General features: G+C 71.6%; 12 protein-coding genes. 4 read left to right on the top strand and 8 right to left on the bottom strand.

All coding sequences use genetic code 11. From position 1 onward, the window contains the following. Positions 1–117 precede the first annotated feature (117 nt). The gene (locus GVV04_RS34375; RefSeq protein ID WP_161688207.1) at positions 118–7,266 is read left to right on the top strand and encodes a LamG-like jellyroll fold domain-containing protein; all 7,149 of its coding nucleotides are present in this window, start codon (positions 118–120) and stop codon (positions 7,264–7,266) included. Positions 7,267–7,278: 12 nt separating this feature from the next. Beyond that, the gene (locus tag GVV04_RS14000) at positions 7,279–7,713 is read left to right on the top strand and encodes a hypothetical protein (protein ID WP_161688206.1); all 435 of its coding nucleotides are present in this window, start codon (positions 7,279–7,281) and stop codon (positions 7,711–7,713) included. 108 nt (positions 7,714–7,821) lie between these two features. Here the strand turns inward: GVV04_RS14000 and GVV04_RS13995 are convergent, their stop codons facing one another. The 4 genes from GVV04_RS13995 to GVV04_RS13980 all read right to left on the bottom strand — a co-directional run bounded on the left by GVV04_RS13995 (position 7,822) and on the right by GVV04_RS13980 (position 13,127). Beyond that, the gene (locus GVV04_RS13995; RefSeq protein WP_328822369.1) at positions 7,822–8,103 is read right to left on the bottom strand and encodes a hypothetical protein; all 282 of its coding nucleotides are present in this window, start codon (positions 8,101–8,103) and stop codon (positions 7,822–7,824) included. 321 nt (positions 8,104–8,424) lie between these two features. Beyond that, positions 8,425–10,983 (bottom strand): bifunctional acetate--CoA ligase family protein/GNAT family N-acetyltransferase, encoded by a 2,559-nt coding sequence (locus tag GVV04_RS13990; protein ID WP_161688204.1) that lies wholly within the window; start codon positions 10,981–10,983, stop codon positions 8,425–8,427. Between the two features lie 30 nt (positions 10,984–11,013). Then, entirely contained in the window at positions 11,014–12,195 is a 1,182-nt protein-coding gene (locus tag GVV04_RS13985) for an acetoin utilization protein AcuC (protein ID WP_161688203.1), read from the bottom strand. Between the two features lie 83 nt (positions 12,196–12,278). After that, the gene (locus GVV04_RS13980) at positions 12,279–13,127 is read right to left on the bottom strand and encodes a sulfurtransferase (protein ID WP_161688202.1); all 849 of its coding nucleotides are present in this window, start codon (positions 13,125–13,127) and stop codon (positions 12,279–12,281) included. Between the two features lie 98 nt (positions 13,128–13,225). Here GVV04_RS13980 and GVV04_RS13975 point away from each other — a divergent pair, with 98 nt between their 5' ends. Continuing rightward, complete coding sequence (locus tag GVV04_RS13975) at positions 13,226–13,906, top strand: metal-dependent transcriptional regulator (protein WP_161688201.1); 681 nt, start codon at positions 13,226–13,228, stop codon at positions 13,904–13,906. Between the two features lie 70 nt (positions 13,907–13,976). Here GVV04_RS13975 and GVV04_RS13970 read toward each other — a convergent pair whose 3' ends face one another. The 4 genes from GVV04_RS13970 to GVV04_RS13955 all read right to left on the bottom strand — a co-directional run bounded on the left by GVV04_RS13970 (position 13,977) and on the right by GVV04_RS13955 (position 16,708). After that, positions 13,977–14,528: a hypothetical protein gene (locus GVV04_RS13970; RefSeq protein WP_161688200.1), complete on the bottom strand. Its 552-nt coding sequence runs from the start codon at positions 14,526–14,528 to the stop codon at positions 13,977–13,979. 81 nt (positions 14,529–14,609) lie between these two features. Further along, a complete protein-coding gene (locus tag GVV04_RS13965) occupies positions 14,610–14,852 on the bottom strand; it encodes a DUF5522 domain-containing protein (RefSeq protein ID WP_161688198.1) in 243 nt (80 codons plus the stop codon). An 84-nt stretch (positions 14,853–14,936) separates the two neighbouring features. After that, positions 14,937–15,920 carry an asparaginase gene (locus GVV04_RS13960; protein ID WP_161688197.1) on the bottom strand — a complete coding sequence of 328 codons (984 nt, stop codon included), beginning with the start codon at positions 15,918–15,920 and terminating at the stop codon, positions 14,937–14,939. Continuing rightward, positions 15,917–16,708: a class I SAM-dependent DNA methyltransferase gene (locus tag GVV04_RS13955; protein WP_328822367.1), complete on the bottom strand. Its 792-nt coding sequence runs from the start codon at positions 16,706–16,708 to the stop codon at positions 15,917–15,919. The genes GVV04_RS13960 and GVV04_RS13955 overlap by 4 nt, the downstream gene beginning before the upstream one ends. Before the next feature lie 178 nt (positions 16,709–16,886). On the opposite strand from GVV04_RS13955, the gene GVV04_RS13950 reads away from it, so the two are divergent. After that, the gene (locus GVV04_RS13950; RefSeq protein WP_161688196.1) at positions 16,887–18,074 is read left to right on the top strand and encodes an NAD(P)/FAD-dependent oxidoreductase; all 1,188 of its coding nucleotides are present in this window, start codon (positions 16,887–16,889) and stop codon (positions 18,072–18,074) included. Positions 18,075–18,078: the final 4 nt, after the last annotated feature.

The raw sequence follows: 18,078 nt of genomic DNA, 5'->3' as shown, positions 1-18,078 counted from the left end.
GCGACAATGGCCGACGTACCGAGGCCGATGCAACGGCTGGCTTCGGCGTCGCCCAAGCCGGCGGCGCAGCCAAAGCCCACCTGTCCAGGCGATCGCCTGGATGAGGTCTCCGCGGCGGTGGCGGCCCGGCTCTGCGACGCGCGGGTGGAAGTGGCGAACCTGCGCTCCGAGACGACGCAGGTCTTTGCCAACCCGGACGGCACGCTCACCGAGGAGCAGGCGCTCGCGCCGGTTCGGGTACGCCAGGGCACTACCTGGATGCCCGTCGACCTAACCCTTCAGCGGCGGGCCGACGGCGTCGTCGCACCGAAGGCGCATCCGCGCGGCCTCACCTTCGCCGGCCCCGCGCCGGGCGCCGGCGAACACGAAGTCGCCTCCCTCGGGACGGGCGCCGAGCGTGCGGTGGTCGCCTGGCCCGGTCCGCTGCCCGACCCGGTGCTGAGCGGGCGGACGGTCACTTACCCGGACGTGCGGCCGGGCGTCGACCTGGTCTTCCACGCCCACGCCACCGGTTACGAGCAGCACGTGGTGGTTAAGGACCGGACGGGCTTGGCGCATGTCCGCACGCTGAAGCTGCCACTGCAGACCGGGAAGCTGACCGCAGCCCGCGACGGCATGGGCGGCCTGGTCTTCAAGAACGCCCGCGGACGGCAGGTCGGGCGAGCCCAGACTCCACTGATGTGGGACGCGAAGGTCTCGCCGCTCTCCGGCGAGCACGTCAACCATGCCCCGGTGGCGCTGAAGACGACGGTCGCCGGTGGCCGGACGGTCATGCAGTTGACGCCGGACGCGGAATTCCTCGCCCGGCCAAACCTGACCTTCCCGGTGACCATCGACCCGCCGACGTCGCTGTCGCCGTCGTTCGACGCCTTCGTGCAGAACACCTACTCCAGCGACCAGTCCGGGTCCAGCGACCTGAAGCTGGGTTACTCCAACGATGGCGGCTCCTTCACCGCCCGGTCGTACCTACGGTTCAACACCACCGGCTTGGGTGGCAGCCGGATCATCACCGCGAAGCTACGGCTATGGAACGACCACTCGTGGTCGTGCACCGCGGCCTCCTGGGAGGCGTGGCGCACCGACTACGTCGACTCGTCGGTGCGCTGGACCAACCAGCCCACCGCGCGGGCAAAGGTCGGCACCTCTACCGAGACCCGCGGCTACAACTCCTCCTGCGGCGACGGTTACGTCTACATCGAGGTCGGCGGCGCGCTCCAGCACAGCGCGGACACCAACGCGACCAGTGCCAACGTGATGCTGCGGGCCACCTCGGAAACCTCCACCGCCGGCTGGAAGCGGTTCGACTCCGCCGAGGGCACCCGCCCGCCGCTGGTGACCATCACCTACAACAGCGCGCCGTCGGCGCCGACCGCGCTCGCCGTCGCCCCCTGCTACACCTCGTGCGGCTCCGATGCCCGGACCGCCTCGCTGCGCCCGACGCTGTCGGCGAAGCTCGCCGACTCGAACGCCGGGCAGACGCTGCAGGCCGAGTTCGTGATGCGCAACAAGGCCACCCAGACGGTGGTCAGCTCCTCCGGGCTGCGCTCCGGCAGCCCCGCCTGGACCAACGGCTCGACCGCCTCCTGGCAGGTGCCGATCGACCTGGTCAACGGCACCCAATACGAGTGGCAGGTACGCGCCAAGGACCCCTGGAACTACGGCGGGTGGACGGCATGGACACCGCTGACCGTCGACACCGAGAAGCCGGGCGTGCCGTTCGTGTCGGCGACGATCTACCTCAGCGACGGCCAGCCGCACGGCGGCGCCAGCCAGGCGGACACGTTCACCTTCACTCCGGCCGGCGGCGCCACCGACCTCGCCGCGTTTGTCTACAAGTTCGACTACGACAGCGCGGCGACCACGGTCGCCGCGACCGGTGCAAAGTCGGTGATGCTCGCACCGCGCGACGGCCACCGCACCCTGACCGTCCAGGCTAAGGACTCCGCGGGCAACCTGTCCAACCCCAACCAGTATGTCTTCGACGCCGGCAACGCCGCCCTCGCCGAGCCGCTGCCCGGCGCGACCATCGTCAAGCGCACGAAGCTGCGGATCACCACCCCGGTCACCGGCTACACCCGGACGTACTTCGAGTACCGGCGCGGCCCCGGCGGGGCGACCCTGCCGGTGCCGTCGGCGAACCTCACTTCGGGCACCGGCGCACCGATCACCGCCAACGCCGCCAGCCCGGTCGCACTGTCGTCGCTGGGCGGGTACGCGATCTGGAACGCCACCGACACGCTCGGCCTGATCGGTGGCGTCGTCGAGGTGCGGGCACACCTGTACACGGCGACCGGCACCACGCCCGCATACACGATCCCCTGGGTGCGGGCGAGTGTCGACTCCAGCGGAGACGGCGCCGCCGACGACGAGGTCGGCCCGGGTTCGGTAAACCTGCTCACCGGCGACTACGCCCTCTCCGCCACCGATGCCGACGAACTGGGCCTATCGGTCTCCCGCTCGGCCTCGTCGCGCGACCCCGCCGACGGCTACCAGCCGATGGCCCAGCGGCTCAATGCCAACCAGCAGCAGATCTCGACCGACCTGACCGGCTTCACCGTGCCGACCACCTCGTCGGCGGTGCGCTCCACCGCCCGAGGTCAGGGCGAGACCAGCCCGGCAGACTCGCTGGAGATTACCCCGGTGACCACGACCAGCAACGACACCTACGTCGCGGTCGGCGGCGACGGCGGCGCGCTGCGGTTGAGCATGACCCCCGGCAAGACGTACCGGATGACCGGCTGGATCCACGTGCCGGCCGCCACCGGGCTGGTGCCCGCCTACACCCAGCGTGGCCTGCGGATCGTCGGCTTCCACAAAGTCGGCACCACCTACACCGAGGTCGCCTCCCCGATGGCCGGCTACACCGACGGCTGGCAGGAACTCTCGGTCGACATGACCGTCCCAGCCGGAGCCACCGAGGCGTTCTTCCGGGTCTACAACGGCATGCAGGGCGGCTCCGGTCGCAAGGTTTACTGGGACAACCTTTCCGTCACCGAGATCGTCGCCCCGTTCGGCCCGTCCTGGACCGGTGGCGCCACCGGCGGCGCGGCAGACGTCGATTACACCACTGTCACCCTGCCGGAGCCCTCGCTTGCCCAGGTCAACACCATCGGCGGGGGTTGGATCACCTTCGCCAAGAACCCCGACGGCACCACCTTCGCCCCGGAGCCCGGCTTCGAGGGCCTGGTGCTGAGCAAGGTCGGCAGCACCGCGTACCGGCTCAGTGAACTCGACGGCACGGTCACCGAATTTACCCAGCAGGGCGGCCTCTGGGCGGCCACTTCGTCGTGGACGCCCGAGTCGCACACCACCACCCGGTACGTCTACGACACCACCGGCAGCCGGTTGCTACTCAAGAAGGTCATCAACCCGGTCGAGCCGGGCGTGGGCGACTGCACTGCCGCGACCCCGCCGCGCGGCTGCGAGGTTCTGGAGTACGAGTACGCCGCCTCGACCGCCCCAGGGCTGAGCCAGAGCGTCTTCGGAGATCACATCGACCGGGCCACCGGGGTGAAGTTGTGGGCGTGGGACCCAGACACCTCCGCGCTGACCGCCACCTACATCACCCGGTACGCGTACGACGACCTGGGCCAACTGCGCGAGGTGTGGGACCCGCGGATCAGCCCAGCGCTCAAGACGACCTACGAGTACGCCAGCGGACGGATCGCCAAGATCACGCCGGCCGGGGAACTGCCCTGGAACCTGGACTACGGCAACCCCGACGTCGAGTCCGCCGCCCTGCGCTGGGACCTCGACGCCGGCTCCGGCACCAACGTCGTCGACTCCTCCGGTGGTGGTCGTAACGGCACCATGGCCGGTGGTGTCGGCTGGGCGCAGGGCAACGACCCGGACAACCCGGCCGACCGGGCCGCGGAACTGACCGGCGGCGTCGGCCAGCAGATCACCGTTGCCGGCACGGCACTGTCCAACACCTCCTCCTACAGCGTCTCGGCATGGGCCCGACTGACCGACAACTCCGTCAACCGCACCGTGGTATCCAAGGACGGGACGCGGACCAGCGGCTTCTTCCTCAACTACGTCGCCGCCGACGACCGGTGGGCGTTCTCCCGGGTCAGTGCTGACAGCGACAGCGCCACCCCGACCCGGGCCATCTCCAACACCGCACCGGTGCTCGGAAGGTGGACCCACCTAACCGGCGTCTACGACACCGCCAGTGGGCGGATGAAGCTCTACATCGACGGCGTCCTCCAGAGCACCACCGCCACGGTGGGCGGCTGGAACGCCACCGGCGGCTACGTGGTCGGCCGGGCCAAGTGGGCCGGCGCCGCCTCCAACGTGTGGCACGGCGGCATCGACGACGTCCGCATCCACGGCAAGGCGCTCACCGACGCCCAGGTCGCCGACCTGGCCGGCGACGAAAACGCCGGAAAGCTGCTGAAGGTACGCCGAGCCGCCCTGCAACAGGGCTCGAAAACGGCCCCCGACGGAGAAGTCGCCACCACCGTCGTCTACAACGTGCCGCTCACCCAGGGCACCGGCGGTCCGTACAACCTCGAGAGCGCGTCCATCGCCACCTGGGGCCAGGTCGACCCGCCCACCGATGCCACGGCAGTCTTCGGTCCCGAAGACGACCCCGGCCCCAGTGGCGCCACCCCCACCACACCGGGCACCAACGGGTACAAGTTCGCCACCGTCCACTACCTATCCGCAGGCGGGAAGGAGGTCAACACCGCCACCCCAGGGGGCCACATCGACACGCAGGAGTACGACCGGTTCGGCAACGTCATCCGAACGCTGGAGGCCACCGACCGGGCGCTGGCCCTGGGCGCCCTGCCCAGTGCCGACACACACCTCGCCGAGCTCGGCCTCTCCGGGTCCGACGCCGCCACCCGCGCACTCGCCCTGTCCACTGTCAACACCTACAGCGCCGACGGCATCGACCTGATCGAAACCCTCGGCCCGACAGCCACCATGGTGCTGGAGAACGCGGTCGCGGACCCGGACGGCACCGGCCCGCTGGAGGCAGTTCCCGACGGCGCGACCGTCATCGGCCGCGCCCACACGGTCAACATCCACGACGAGGGCAAACCCGACGGCGCGACCTACCACCTAATTACCACCAAGCGCGAAGGCGCGCAGATCGTCGGATATCCCGACGCGGACGTTCGGGTCTCCAAGAACGGCTACGACCCCGAATACGGAGGTGTGTCCGGCTGGACGTTGAAGAAGTCCACAAGCCTGACCATCGACGCCGTCCCTGGTGGTCAAAATCTGACCTCGTACAGCGTCCATGACAGCGCGGGGCGGGTCGTGAAATCGTTGGGGATCGGTTCGACCGGATCCGACGCGGTCGCCCGCGAGACCATCTACTACACGGCCGGTATCAACGCCCAGGACAGCGCGTGCGGCAACAAGCCCGAATGGGCCGGGCAGCCCTGCCTCACCCATTCCGTCGGGGCGGTGACCGGCCACGACCCAACGCGAATGACCACCGAACTGCCCGAGCGGCGGGTCATCTCCTACACCAGATACCGCGACGAGAAGGTGGTCAACGAAACCGCCGCCGGCAAGACCCGCACCACCACGACCCAGTACGACCCGGCGACGCGCGTGACCAGCACGGAGATCACCTCGGACGAAGGGGCGGCGGTCGCTCCGGTCACCACCACCTACAGCCCGACCTCCGGTGACGTCACCGTCACCACGATGGGCACCTCCACCATTACACGCGAATACGACCTGCTCGGCCGGCTTGCCTCCTACACCGATGCCGACGGCGGCACCACGGAAAGCGAGTTCGACCGGTACAGCAAGTCAGTGAAGGTGATCAACCCCACCGGACACGCCACGTTCGCTTACGACCGAACGGCGGAACCACGTGGCCTACTGACCAGCGTAACCGACAGCATCGCCGGCACTTTTACGGCAAAGTACTCGCCGGATGGGCAACTCACCGAGCTGAAATACCCGGGCGGGCTGACCCGTAACGACCGACTCGACGCGAGCCTACAGCCGGTGCAGCGGACCTACACTCGCGACTCCGACGGCACAGTCGTCTACTCTGAGTCGGTGGTGGAAAACACCGCCGGTCAGTGGGTCAACCACACCTACACCGGCGGCAGCAAGGCCTACCGTTATGATCGGTTGAGCCGGCTGACGAAGACCCAGCACGACAGCGCGATTACGGCCGGCTGCGTCACTCGCACCTACACCTACGACAACCGAACCAACCGGACCGGCAGCTCCCGATTTGACCCGGCCTCCGACGGTACCTGCGACGAGACCACGGCCGATGTGACGGAGACCCACACGTACGACACCGCAGACCGACTGAGTGACGCCGATTATGTCTACGATGCATTCGGCCGAACGGTTGAACTTCCCGGCGGGTTGACCAACGGCTATTTTGCGAATGACTTGGTAAGGCAGCAGCAGTTTGGCGATTCGCGGCAGACGTGGACGCTGGACCCGGCACACCGATTCCGGGCCTTCGCTACTGAGACGCAAGTGAACGGCAGTTGGGTCAACACGACGTTCAAGCTGAACCATTACGGGGATGACTCCGACGAGGTTCCGTGGATCGTCGAGGACGGGACGGGCACTATCACCCGAAACCTGTCTGGCCCCGACGGTGATCTGGCGGCTACCACCTCGGCAACTGGGGACGTTCAGTTGCAGCTGACGAACCTGCACGGCGACATTGTCGCGACAGTCGATCCGGCGCTGACCGAACCGGAATTTTTCGACTATGATGAATTTGGTGCACCAACAGTCGGGCAGACTGACAGGCGCTATGGCTGGCTGGGGGGCAAGCAGCGCTCGGGCGAGGCGATGGGCGGCATCATTCTGATGGGCGTCCGCCTCTACAGCCCGTCGCTGGGGCGGTTCCTCCAGACTGACCCCATCTCCGGTGGCAGTTGCAACGCATACGAATACACCTGCGCCGACCCGATCAATCTCCAGGATCTCGATGGAAAGTTCATCCGTAAAATCTGCAAGTGGAAGAGAGTCTGTGCCAAAGGAATTTCCTGGGCGGCACGCGGACTCTCTAAGGCCAACAAAAAGTTTACACGGTGGCAACTTCAGAAAGCGACGGGATTCTTTTTCAAGGCGAATGTGTTCCTTTTCGGCAGGAAGCACACTCACGGACGTCAGGGCATCTTCAATCGGTCGAAGATTGTTCGGGTCGGCTATAGTTGGAACAACAAGAAGCAGCGCAACGTATTCTCGGTGCACGGTGGTTACGCAAAGCCCAAGAACTGGTGGCAACGCAGGGTGCCCCGGTTTCATTGGGACCTTTTCTAGGAGTTTCTGACGATGGATCCACGGAATTTCCTGGAGGATCTCGCCGCGCATGTCCGGGCTGCGGTTGGCGAATCGGCCAATGTCGAGCTAGTTGGACGGGAGGAGAAGTCAGCCGTCGAAGTAACCCCGGAGACATCAGGCGCTTGCCGATTCTCGGTATTCCGGCAGGATGAAGATGAGATAACTCTCGAATTCGGCGAGATGTCCATCTTGGACTTCCATGGACAGGCGGTCGAGGACCTACAGGCCGCTTGCCGGGAGGCCGTCGACGCAATCATCGAGGGAAAGGTGTCGGAATCGGTATATCTGAAAGGTGGAACGTTGGTGCGGGCAGTTGCCCAACTGAGGCTTTCGGATCGGACGGTCACGGTTCGCACTCGACGGGGAGTCGCGCCTTTCTCTCGTAAGGGCCTGACTCGGGACTACCTCCCCTACCACGGCGTGTAGGTCGACTATGGGGCGGCAGATAGTTCATCTGTCGCCCCATAGCATTCGGCCGTTTCGCCACACCGATTGAGGTTCTGCGGACTCCAGTGTCCCGTGATTCTGTAGACGTTACGTCGAGTTGTTGGCGGCGAGTTGTTTGAGGTTGGTCTCGACCCAGCGGACCTTGGCCAGGATTTGGTCGGCGGTGGCGGTCCACGTGAACAGCGCCGCGTCGGTGTTCCAGTGCTCGATGTTGTCGCGGATCCGGCGGATCAGCGCGTTGACCGAGGTAAACGTGCCTCGTCGGATGGCCTGCATGGTGATGAGCCCAAACCAGGTCTCGATCTGGTCGATCCACGAGGATCCGACCGGGGTGAAGTGGAACGTGACGTCGGGTTGCGCTCCAGCCATGACCTGACCTCTGGCGTGTCGTGTGTGGACAGATCTTTCCAGCACGACATGAGCTTTCTCCTCGGCATGGGGCTTGACGGCCTTCTTGATGAAACCAGGAACTCCACGCCGATGCGCCATGAGGAGCAGCAGCGACGACCGGCCCGGTGCCGATGTCCAGGGCCGCGAGTCCAGGACTACCCCCAAAGGGCTTGCACGACGACCTCGGGCCACACGAACCCGTTCCCGCAGCAGATCGTGGATCCGCTGCGTGGTCCCATCCGCCTCCCACTTCGCGATCGAACATGAATCGACCACTACACGGATCAGATGCCCCCTTCCTTACAAGCGGCGGGGGCCGGTGTCAGGGCGGGCGCCGGCGGCGCCGGTGCGGACGCTGGCATGCAGCACGGAGACCCCGTCCGGGCGGGCCAGCACCGGGTTGAGGGTGAGCGAGCGGACCCGGGGCTGCTCGTCGGCGAGCCGACCGACCCGCAGCAGCAGCTCCGCCAGGGCGGCCCGGTCCACCGGGGCGGCCCCGCGGTGCCCGCGCAGCAGCGGCGCGGCCCGGGGCGCGTCGACCAGCTCGGCGGCGTCGGAGTCGGTCAGCGGCACCGCCCGCCAGGCCCGGTCGCCGAGCAGTTCGGTGGCGACGCCGCCGAGGCCGAACCCGACCACCGGCCCGAACGCCGGGTCCTCCACCAGTTCCACCACGCAGGGCACTCCGGGCGGGACCATCGCCTGCACCAGGACGTCCGTGCCGAACGCCGCCGCCATTTCCGCGTACGCCCGGCGGAGGGCCGGCTCGTCGGCCAGGTCGAGGCGGACCGCGCCCAGGTCGAGGCGGTGCCGCAGCCCGGCGGCGGCGGCCTTCAGCGCCACCGGCCAGCCGAGCGCCCCGGCGGCGGTCACCGCCTCGTCGGCCGAGCGCGCCGGCGCGGAGGGCAGCACGTCGATCCCGTACGCGGCGAGCAGGCCGGCCGGGTCGGCGCCGTCGGCCCGCAGCGCGGCCTGGGCGGCGGCGGGGTCGATCCGGGGCAGCTCGGGCAGCGCGCCGGGTGGGCGACGCAGCCAGTCGGCGTACGTGGCGACCCGGCCCAGGGCGCGCACCGCCTCCTCCACGCTCGGGTACGCCGGCACCCCGGCCGGGGGACGACCGGCGAGGAACGTGGCCACCACCGGCCGGCCGGCGCCGAGCGCGCCGGGCAGGGCGGCGGCGAAGTCGGCCTCGGTGTCGGTGAGCTGCCCGGGCAGCGGCGGGGCGAAGACCGCGACGAGGGCGTCCACGCCGTCGTCGGCGGCGGCGACGCCGAGCGCTGCGGCGAACTCGGCCGCCCCGGCCTGGGGCCCCACGTCGGACGGGTAGCCGGCGGCCACGGTCAGCCCCTGCGCGGCGCACGCCGTGGCCGCCAGGCCGGTCAGCGCCGAGGAGTTGCCCACCACGCCGACCCGCCGGCCGGCCGGCAGCGGTTGGTGGGCCAGCAGCACGCCGACGTCCAGCAGCTCGGCGACGGTGTCCACCCGGATCACCCCGGACTGGGTGAACAGTGCGCTGACCGCGACCGCGTCCGGGCCGGGGGCGTCGGCGTTCAGCCCCGGCGGGCGGGCCGGGGAGGCCAGCGCCACCACCGGCTTGTTCCGGCCGATCCGCCGGGCCAGCCGGGCGAACTTGCGCGGGTTGCCGAACGTCTCCAGGTACAACATGATCACGTCGGTGCCGGGGTCGTCCTGCCAGTACTGGAGCAGGTCGTTGCCGGAGACGTCGGCCCGGTTGCCGGCCGAGACGAAGCTCGAAACGCCCAGGCCCCGCCGGTGCGCCTCGGCGAGCAGGGCCACCCCGAACGCCCCGGACTGGCTGAAGATGCCCACCCGGCCGGGGGCCGGCAGCGCCGGGGCGAGGGTCGCGTTGAGGCGTACCGCCTCGTCGGTGTTGGCCACGCCGAGGCAGTTCGGGCCGACGACCCGCATGCCGGCGGCGTGCGCCGCGCGGACCAGGGCCCGCTGGGCCGCCGCGCCAGCCGGGCCGGCCTCGGCGAAGCCTGCGGAGATCACCACCAGGCCGTGCGCGCCGGCCGCCGCCGCGTCGGCCACGACCGCGCCGACCGCCTCCGGGGCCACCGCGACCACCGCCAGGTCGATCGCCCGGCCGGCGTCGACCGCCGAGGGGTACGCGGGCAGCCCCGCCACCGTCGCCGCGCTCGGGTGCACGGGCACCACCGCCCCGGTGAACCCGCCGTCGCGCAGGTGCCCGAGCAGCGCCGCGCCGACGCCCTGGCCGGTGGCGCTGGCCCCGTACACGGCGACGGCCCGGGGGGCGAGCAGCCGGGCGATGGAACGCGCCTCGGTGCGGTGCTCCCGGCCGCGCTGCACCTCCAGCGTCTGCTCGGTCGGGGCGATCGGGAAGCTCAGGTGCACCACGCCGTCGGCGTACTGGCGCTGGACCTGGTAGCCGAAGTCCGCGAAGACCCGCAGCATCGCCCCGTTGGCCGGGAGCACCTCGGCGACGAAGCGCACGATCCCGAACCGCCGGGCGGCGTCGGCCAGGTGCTCCAGCAGCACCGAGCCGATCCCCCGGCCCTGGTAGGCGTCCTCCACCACGAACGCCACCTCGGCCTCGGGGGCCTCGGGGCCGAGCCGCTCGTACCGGCCGACGGCGACGATCCGGTCGGCGGCCAGCACCACGAACGCCTCCCGGTCCCGGTGGTCGACCACCACGAACCGCCGCAGGTCCCGCTCCGGAATCCGCGGGTACGGCGAGAAGTAGCGCAGGTAGCGGGTGCGCTCGGAGAACCGCGAGTGCATCGCCACGATGCCCGGCGCGTCGTCCGGGCGGATCGGCCGCAGCCCGACGGTCGTGCCGTCGCTGAGCAGCACGTCCACCGGCTGGTCGACAGTGGTCACGCCTTCGGTCCCCTCCCCGGGTGCGTCGGCTCAGTCGCGCGGGTCGTACGGGTCGAGCCCGAGCAGCGGGAACACCGCCTTGCGGGTGGCCGCGACGGCCCGGTCCACCGAGTTCGGCTCGCCCGTCGGCTGCCACGGCTCGTACGCCGGGTCGACGTCGTCGGTCATCCGCAAGGGCACCTCCCGACCGGGGCGGCGCTCGGCGGCCAGCCGTCGCCAGCCCGGCGGGGTGGGCGTGGCCGGGTCGACCGGGTCGCCGGTGGCGACCGCCAGCAGGTGGGTCCACGCCCGTGGCACCACCTCGACCAGGGCGTACCCGCCGCCGCCGGTGGCCACCCAACGGCCCTCGCACAGCTCGTCGGCGAGCGCCCGCAGGGCGACGTAGGTGGCCCGCTGCCCGTCGACGGAGAGGTGCAGGTCGGCGAGGGGGTCGAGCCGGTGCCCGTCGGCGCCGCACTGGGTCACGAGGATCTGCGGCCGGAACGCGCGCAGCACCGACGGCACGATCGCGTGGAACGCGCGCTGCCAGCCGGTGTCGTTGACGCCGGGCGGCAGCGGCACGTTGACGGCGGTGCCCTCCGCGCCGGGGCCGCCGGTCTCGTCGGGGAAGCCGGTGCCGGGGAACAGGGCCAGCGGGGTCTCGTGCAGGCTGACCGTGAGCACCCGGGGGTCGCGGTAGAAGATCTCCTGCACGCCGTCGCCGTGGTGCACGTCCACGTCCACGTACGCGATCCGCTGCGCGCCGAGGTCGAGCAGCCGGGCGATGGCGACCGCGGGATCGTTGTAGACGCAGAAGCCTGAGGCCCGGTCCGGCATGGCGTGGTGCAGACCGCCGGCCACGTTGACCGCGCGCCGTGCCTCGCCCCGCCAGACCGCCTCGGCGGCGGCCACGGTGGCCCCGGCGATCAGCGCGCTGGACTCGTGCATCCCGTCGAAGACCGGGTTGTCGGAGGTGCCCAGCCCGTAGCCGGCGAAGAGCGGGTCGCGGGGGGCGATCCGCACCGCGTCCAGGTAGCGCGGGTCGTGCACCCGGGTGAGCAGGGCGTCGTCGGCCGGCGCCGGGGCGACCAGGCGGACCCCGGGCCGGTCGAGGACGCCCAGCTCCCGGGCGAGCGCGACGGTCAGCTCCACCCGGACCGGGTCGAGGGGATGGTCACCCATGTCGTAGGCGAGCAGGGCCTCATCCCATACCACCACAGTGTCCTCGGACATGGGCCCATCGTCGCACGAGCACCGACGGTCGCCCATCGAACGCGCTGCCCCTGCGGCCGGTGTCGGTCGCAGGGGCCCTGCGGTCAGCCGCCGGTGGCGACGGGGCGGGACGGGTCGGCGACCCAGTTGCTCCACGACCCGACGTAGAGCGCGGCGTCCGGTCGGCCGGCGAGGTGCAGGGCGAGCACGGCCTGCGCGGCGGTCACCCCGGAGCCGCAGTACGCCCCGACCGGTGCGGCGTCGGCGACCCCGGCGGCGGCGAACCGGTCCCGCAGCACGGCCGCGGCGGGGAACCGCCCGTCCGGGTCGACGTACCCGCCGGCGGGCAGGCTCACCGCGCCCGGGACGTGCCCGGCGACCGGGTCGATCGGCTCGGTCTCGCCCCGGTAGCGCGCCCCGGCCCGCACGTCGAGCAGCACGCCGGAGTCGGCGGCGGCGAGCGCGGCGGCGGCGCCGGTGTCCAGCACCGGCAGCTCCCCCGGCCGGACCGGCACGTCGCCGGGCGCCGGGGCGGGGACCTCGGTGGACACGGGCAGGCCGGCGGCCACCCAGGCCGGGAAGCCACCGTGCAGCAGCCGCACCGGCCGGTGCCCGGCCCAGCGCAGCGTCCACCAGGCGCGGGCGGCGGCCAGCCCGTCGCCGCCGTCGTACACGACGACGGGGTGACCGGCGCGGACCCCGGCGGCCCGCAGCGCGGCCTGGAGGGCGGCGGGGTCGGGCAGCGGGTGCCGGCCGGCGGCGCCGGGCGGCCCGCACAGGTCGGTGTCGAGGTCGACGAAGACCGCGCCGGGGAGGTGGCCGGCGGCGTAGTCGTCGCGGCCGGGCGGGCCGGCGAGCCGCCAGCGGACGTCGAGCAGGGTGGGCGGGTCGGCGTGATCGATCTCGGTGGCGAGCCGGTCGGCCTCGACCAGCGGTTCCTCGGTACCGGACATGACGTCCAGTCAACACCATCCGGGCGGCGACCTCGCGTTTCGCCGGAGAGCGTTGTCCGCCGCCCGGGGTAGCATCGACCTCCTGGAGGTCCGCTGACGTGAATGACCTGGTCGACACGACCGAGATGTACCTTCGCACCATCCTCGAGCTCGAAGAGGAGGGTGTGCCGCCGCTGCGTGCCCGCATCGCCGAACGGTTGAGCCAGAGCGGCCCCACCGTCAGCCAGACCGTCGCCCGGATGGAGCGCGACGGGCTGCTCACCGTCGAGGGCGACCGGCACCTGACGCTGACCGCGCTGGGTCGCAGCGCCGCCGTGTCCGTGATGCGCAAGCACCGGCTCGCCGAGCTGCTGCTGGTCAACGTCATCGGGATGCCCTACGAGGAGGCCCACGAGGAGGCCTGCCGGTGGGAGCACGTGATGAGCGACGCGGTGGAGAAGCGGGTCTACGACCTGCTCAACCGACCGACCCGCTCGCCGTACGGGAACCCCATCCCGGGCCTGGAGGAGCTGGGCACCCCGGAGGCGCCGGCCGACGGCACCGAGGGCGAGCGCAACCTGGCCTTCCCCGGGCTGTCCGGCCCGGTGGTGGTGCGGCGCATCTGCGAGAGCGTGCAGACCGACGCCGACGTGCTGCGCCAGCTGCACGCCGCCGGGGTCGACCCGGGCGCCACGGTGACCGTGGCCCAGGAGCGCGACGGGGTCTTCATCGACCGCTCCGGCGACCGGATCCGGCTGCCCCGCGAGGTCGCCTCCCGGGTGTTCGTCGCGGCCCACTGACTTCCCTGCCCCTGACGCGCCCGGTCGGCACCCGGTCGGCCCCGTGCCGCCGGCCCGCCCGGGCCGGGGCTCACAGCGCCCGGGTGTCGACCGTCTGCGCCAGGCCGACGAGCCGTTCCGCCAGTTCGTCCGCGGCGGCGCGGTCGGCGCCCTTCGGCAGCGTCCAGCGCAACGTGGCGAGCCGGTCCCCGGCCGCCAGCCAGCCGACCTCGGCGACCGGCCCGTGGCCGGCGGCGGCGGAGGCGGTCCGCCGGTAGCCGGCCCGGCCCAGCTTGCTGACCTTACGGGCCCCGCCCGGCTGCACGTCGGCGGTGAAGCCCGCCACGTCGATCGAGGTGGCGCTGACGATGAGCGCCAGCTCGGGCAGCAGCGCCCGCTCCGCGCGGACCACGCAGGTGTGCGTGTCGCCGCGCGAGCTGGACGCCGCCACGTCGAACCGTTCCCCGGTGTGCTTATCGATCACCGCGAAGTCGAGCAGCCGGCACGCGCCGCCCGACGAGGCCGCCGGCACGTCGAGCACGACCGGCTCGACCCGGGGCATCGTCACCGGCCCGGGGTCCTGGGCGGCGCACCCCGACACCACCAGCGCCGCGACGCCCGCGAGGCAGATCCGACCACGCACGCCCCACCTCCACCGTCCCCGGCGGGCTCCCGCCGGTTGTCGTCGGACACCGTACGGGCTGTCAGCGTCGGACGGAAGCCCTCAGTCGGTCGCGTACGGGCAGTGTCGGCAGCCGCGCCCGCAACAGGTGCCCCGGCCGGCCAGGAAGCCGGCGGTGAGCACGAACAGCCCGGTGTCCGGGTCGGGGTAGCCGGCCTCGTCGGCGGCCAGCGCGGCGGCGTGCGCGGCGAGGATCCGCTCCCGGTGCGGGTGCTCCGGCGACAGCCGCGACGGGTGCGGCTCGGTCAACGGCCGGGCCGCCAGCGGCAGCCGCTCTGCACTCACCGCGCCAGTGTAGGTACGTCGCCTACCGACCGACCCCCATGGACCTCCCCGGCCTCCCGGTCGGCCGGCAGCCGCCGGTCCGGGTCAGCCGCGCCGGGCGAACGCGGCGGCGATTTCCGCCCGGTCCGCGCCCGCCGCGAGCAGCACCCGCAGCAGAACCTTCGCCTTGTACGGGTCGAGCAGCCCACCGTTGACCAGCCCACGCCGCTGGAGGTCGGTCTCCGACCCCACCGCCCCGTACGTGTGCCGCAGCACCGCCCCGGCCCCGGCGCGCGAGGTGAGTACCACCGGCACCCGCTCCGCCAGTTCTCCGAGCACCGGGGCGAGCGCGGGCGGGACGTGCCCGACGCCGAACCCGGCCACGACCACCCCGTCCCGGTCCCGGAACAGGCCGGTGACGAGGTCGGTGTCCTCGTCGAGGGTGACCGTGTGCAGGGCCACCCGGACCGCGTCGAGCCGGTCGGCGTCCACCCCGGTCACCGGTGGCAGCCGACGCGGTCGGGTCAGCACCCGCACCTCTCCCTCCACGACGTGCCCGAGCGGGCCGGCGTTCGGTGAGACGAAGGCACCGGTGCTGGTGCTGTGCGTCTTGCGGACCCAGCGGGCGGCGTGCACCTCGTCGTGACACACGACCAGTGCCCCCAGGTCGCGGGCGGCCGGGGCGGCGGCCACCCGGGCCGCCGCGAGCAGATTCGCCGGGCCGTCCGCACCGGCGAGGGTGGGGTTGCGCATCGCGCCGGTGAAGACGAGCGGCGCCGGGTGTGGCCAGAGCAGGTCGGCCAGGAACACCGTCTCCTCCAGCGTGTCGGTGCCCTGGGTCACCACCACGCCGGCCGCGCCGTCGGCCACCGCCGACGACGCCGCGTCGACCAGGTCCAGGATCTGCCGGTACGTGAGATCCGCGCTGGGCACCGCCCGCGCGTCGCGTACGTCGATCGGATGGTCGAGGTCGGCGAGGCCCGGCACGGCCGCGACCAGGTCGGCCCCGGTGAGCCGGGCGACCACCCCGCCCCCGGCGGACCCGGCCATCGCGATGGTCCCGCCGAGGGTGAACAGGACGACGGTCACCGCCCCACCTCCCCGCCGGGCCGGCGGGCCAGCAGGTACGCCTGCGGGCTGCGCTCGTACCCCTCGGGCTCGCGGAGCAGGCGGGCGTGCACGACGAACCCGGCCCCGGCGAGCTGCGCGGCGATCCGGTCCGGCGGCAGCCATTGCACGTCGTAGGAGACGGTGTGGCCGTACGCCTGCTCGAGGCGGATGCGCTCGTCGCCGGCCTTGAACGCGAGCAGCAGCTCACCGCCCGGGGCGAGCACCCGGTGGAACTCGGCGAAGACCCCGGGGAGCAGCTCCGGCGGCAGGTGGATGATCGAGTACCAGGCGACCAGGCCGGCGAGGCTGCCGTCGGGCAGCGGCAAATCGGTCATCGACCCGACGGCGAAGCGCAGCCCCGGCCAGGCGTCCCGGGCCACCGCTACCATCCCCGGGGACAGGTCGAGCCCCGCGACGTCCAGCCCCAGATCGCGCAGGTGGGCGGTGATCCGGCCGGTGCCGCAGCCGACCTCGACGACCGGCCCCGCGCTGCCGACCAGCTCGGCGAAGGTGTCCAGCAGCGCCCGTTCCAACGGCTTGCCCGCCAGCTCGCCGTGCACCAGCCGGGCGTAGTCGACGGCCACCGTGTCGTACGCGGCGCGGGTCTCCCGCAGCCATCCCTGTTCCCCCATGACCGGCCACCCTAGCGCCGCCGAAACCGCCGTGCGGGCACCGACGCGGGTCAGCCGGCCGGCCGGCGGAAGCGTGCCGAGCAGCGCGGCGTCGCGGGAGACCGTCAGGGCCAGCCGCTCGTACGCGCGCGACACGCCGCGCGCCTCGCGGGCGGCGAACTCGGCGTAGCTGGCGGCGGTCGTCGCGTCCTCCCGAGCACCGGCCCAGGAATAGTCGGGCCTTCACACTTGTGGAGTGATCCGCCTCATGTATGTCACAGCGGGCGGGCACGCGGTGTCTGGTGCTCGAACCCCTGGAAACGAAGGAGACACCATGACTGGGAACATCGATGTGGTCGTTATCGGCGGGGGATACGCCGGCGTCATGGCGGCTAATCGCCTGACCCAGCGGGACGACCTGACAGTGACCCTGATCAACCCGCGGCCGACCTTCGTCGAGCGGATCCGCCTGCACCAACTGGTGGGCGGGTCCGACGATGCGGTCGTCAACTACCGGGAGATCCTGGCCGACGGCGTCCGGCTGGTAGTCGACACCGTAACCCGGATCGACGTGGCCGAGCGCAGCGTGACGTTGGCGACCGGCGGCACGGCAAGCTACGACTACCTGATCTACGCGGTGGGCAGTGGCAGCGCCGACCCACAGGTGCCCGGAGCGGCTGAGTTCGCCTATCCGATCGCCAGCCTGGAGGAGGCGCAGCGGCTACGGTCCGTCGTCGACAGCGCACCCGTAACGGCCGCGGTGACGGTTGTCGGTGGCGGTCCGCTCGGCATCGAGGGAGCCGCCGAGCTTGCGGAGCTGGGCCGTAGCGTGACCCTGGTCTGCGGTGAGCAGCTCGGCCCGTACCTGCACCCACGGGGCCGACGCTCGGTGGCCAAGGAATTGTCCAGGCTCGGTGTGACCGTGCTCGACGGCCCTGGCGCGACGGTGACCACCGTGACACGCGATGCCGTCCAGCTCGGTGACGGCCGCGGGCTCCCGAGCGCGGTGACGATCTGGAGTGCCGGCTTCGGCGTTCCGGACCTGGCCGCGCGGAGCGGGCTGAGCACCGACGCCGTGGGCCGTCTGCTCACCGACGAGACGCTGACCAGCGTGGACGACCAGCGCATTATCGCGACCGGGGATGCGGCGGCACCTTCGGACCTGCCGTTGCGGATGAGCTGCCAGGCCGCGCTTCCGCTGGGCTCGCACGCCGCCGACACCGTGCTCAGCCGGATAGCGGGTGAACGACCCGCAGATTTCAGCAAGGGGATCGCCGCCATGTGCATCAGCCTGGGTCGTCGGGCCGGTGTCTTTCAGGCCGCCCACCGGGACGACACCGCGATGGGGCTTCACCTGAGCGGCCGACTGGGCGCGAAACTCAAGGAGGCCGTTTGCACGAACACCGTCAAGCAGTTGGCGGCCGAGGCGGGCAAACCCGGATCGCACAGCTGGCCGGTCAGGGATGCCACGCGCCAGCAGCGACTCCAGGCCAAGCTCGGCGAAGCGCTGGCCACCCAGTGAACGG

Origin of the sequence: Micromonospora rubida (assembly GCF_009908295.1) — a bacterium.
Classification (GTDB): domain Bacteria; phylum Actinomycetota; class Actinomycetes; order Mycobacteriales; family Micromonosporaceae; genus Micromonospora; species Micromonospora rubida.
This window is presented reverse-complemented; position numbering and strand designations above follow the sequence as displayed.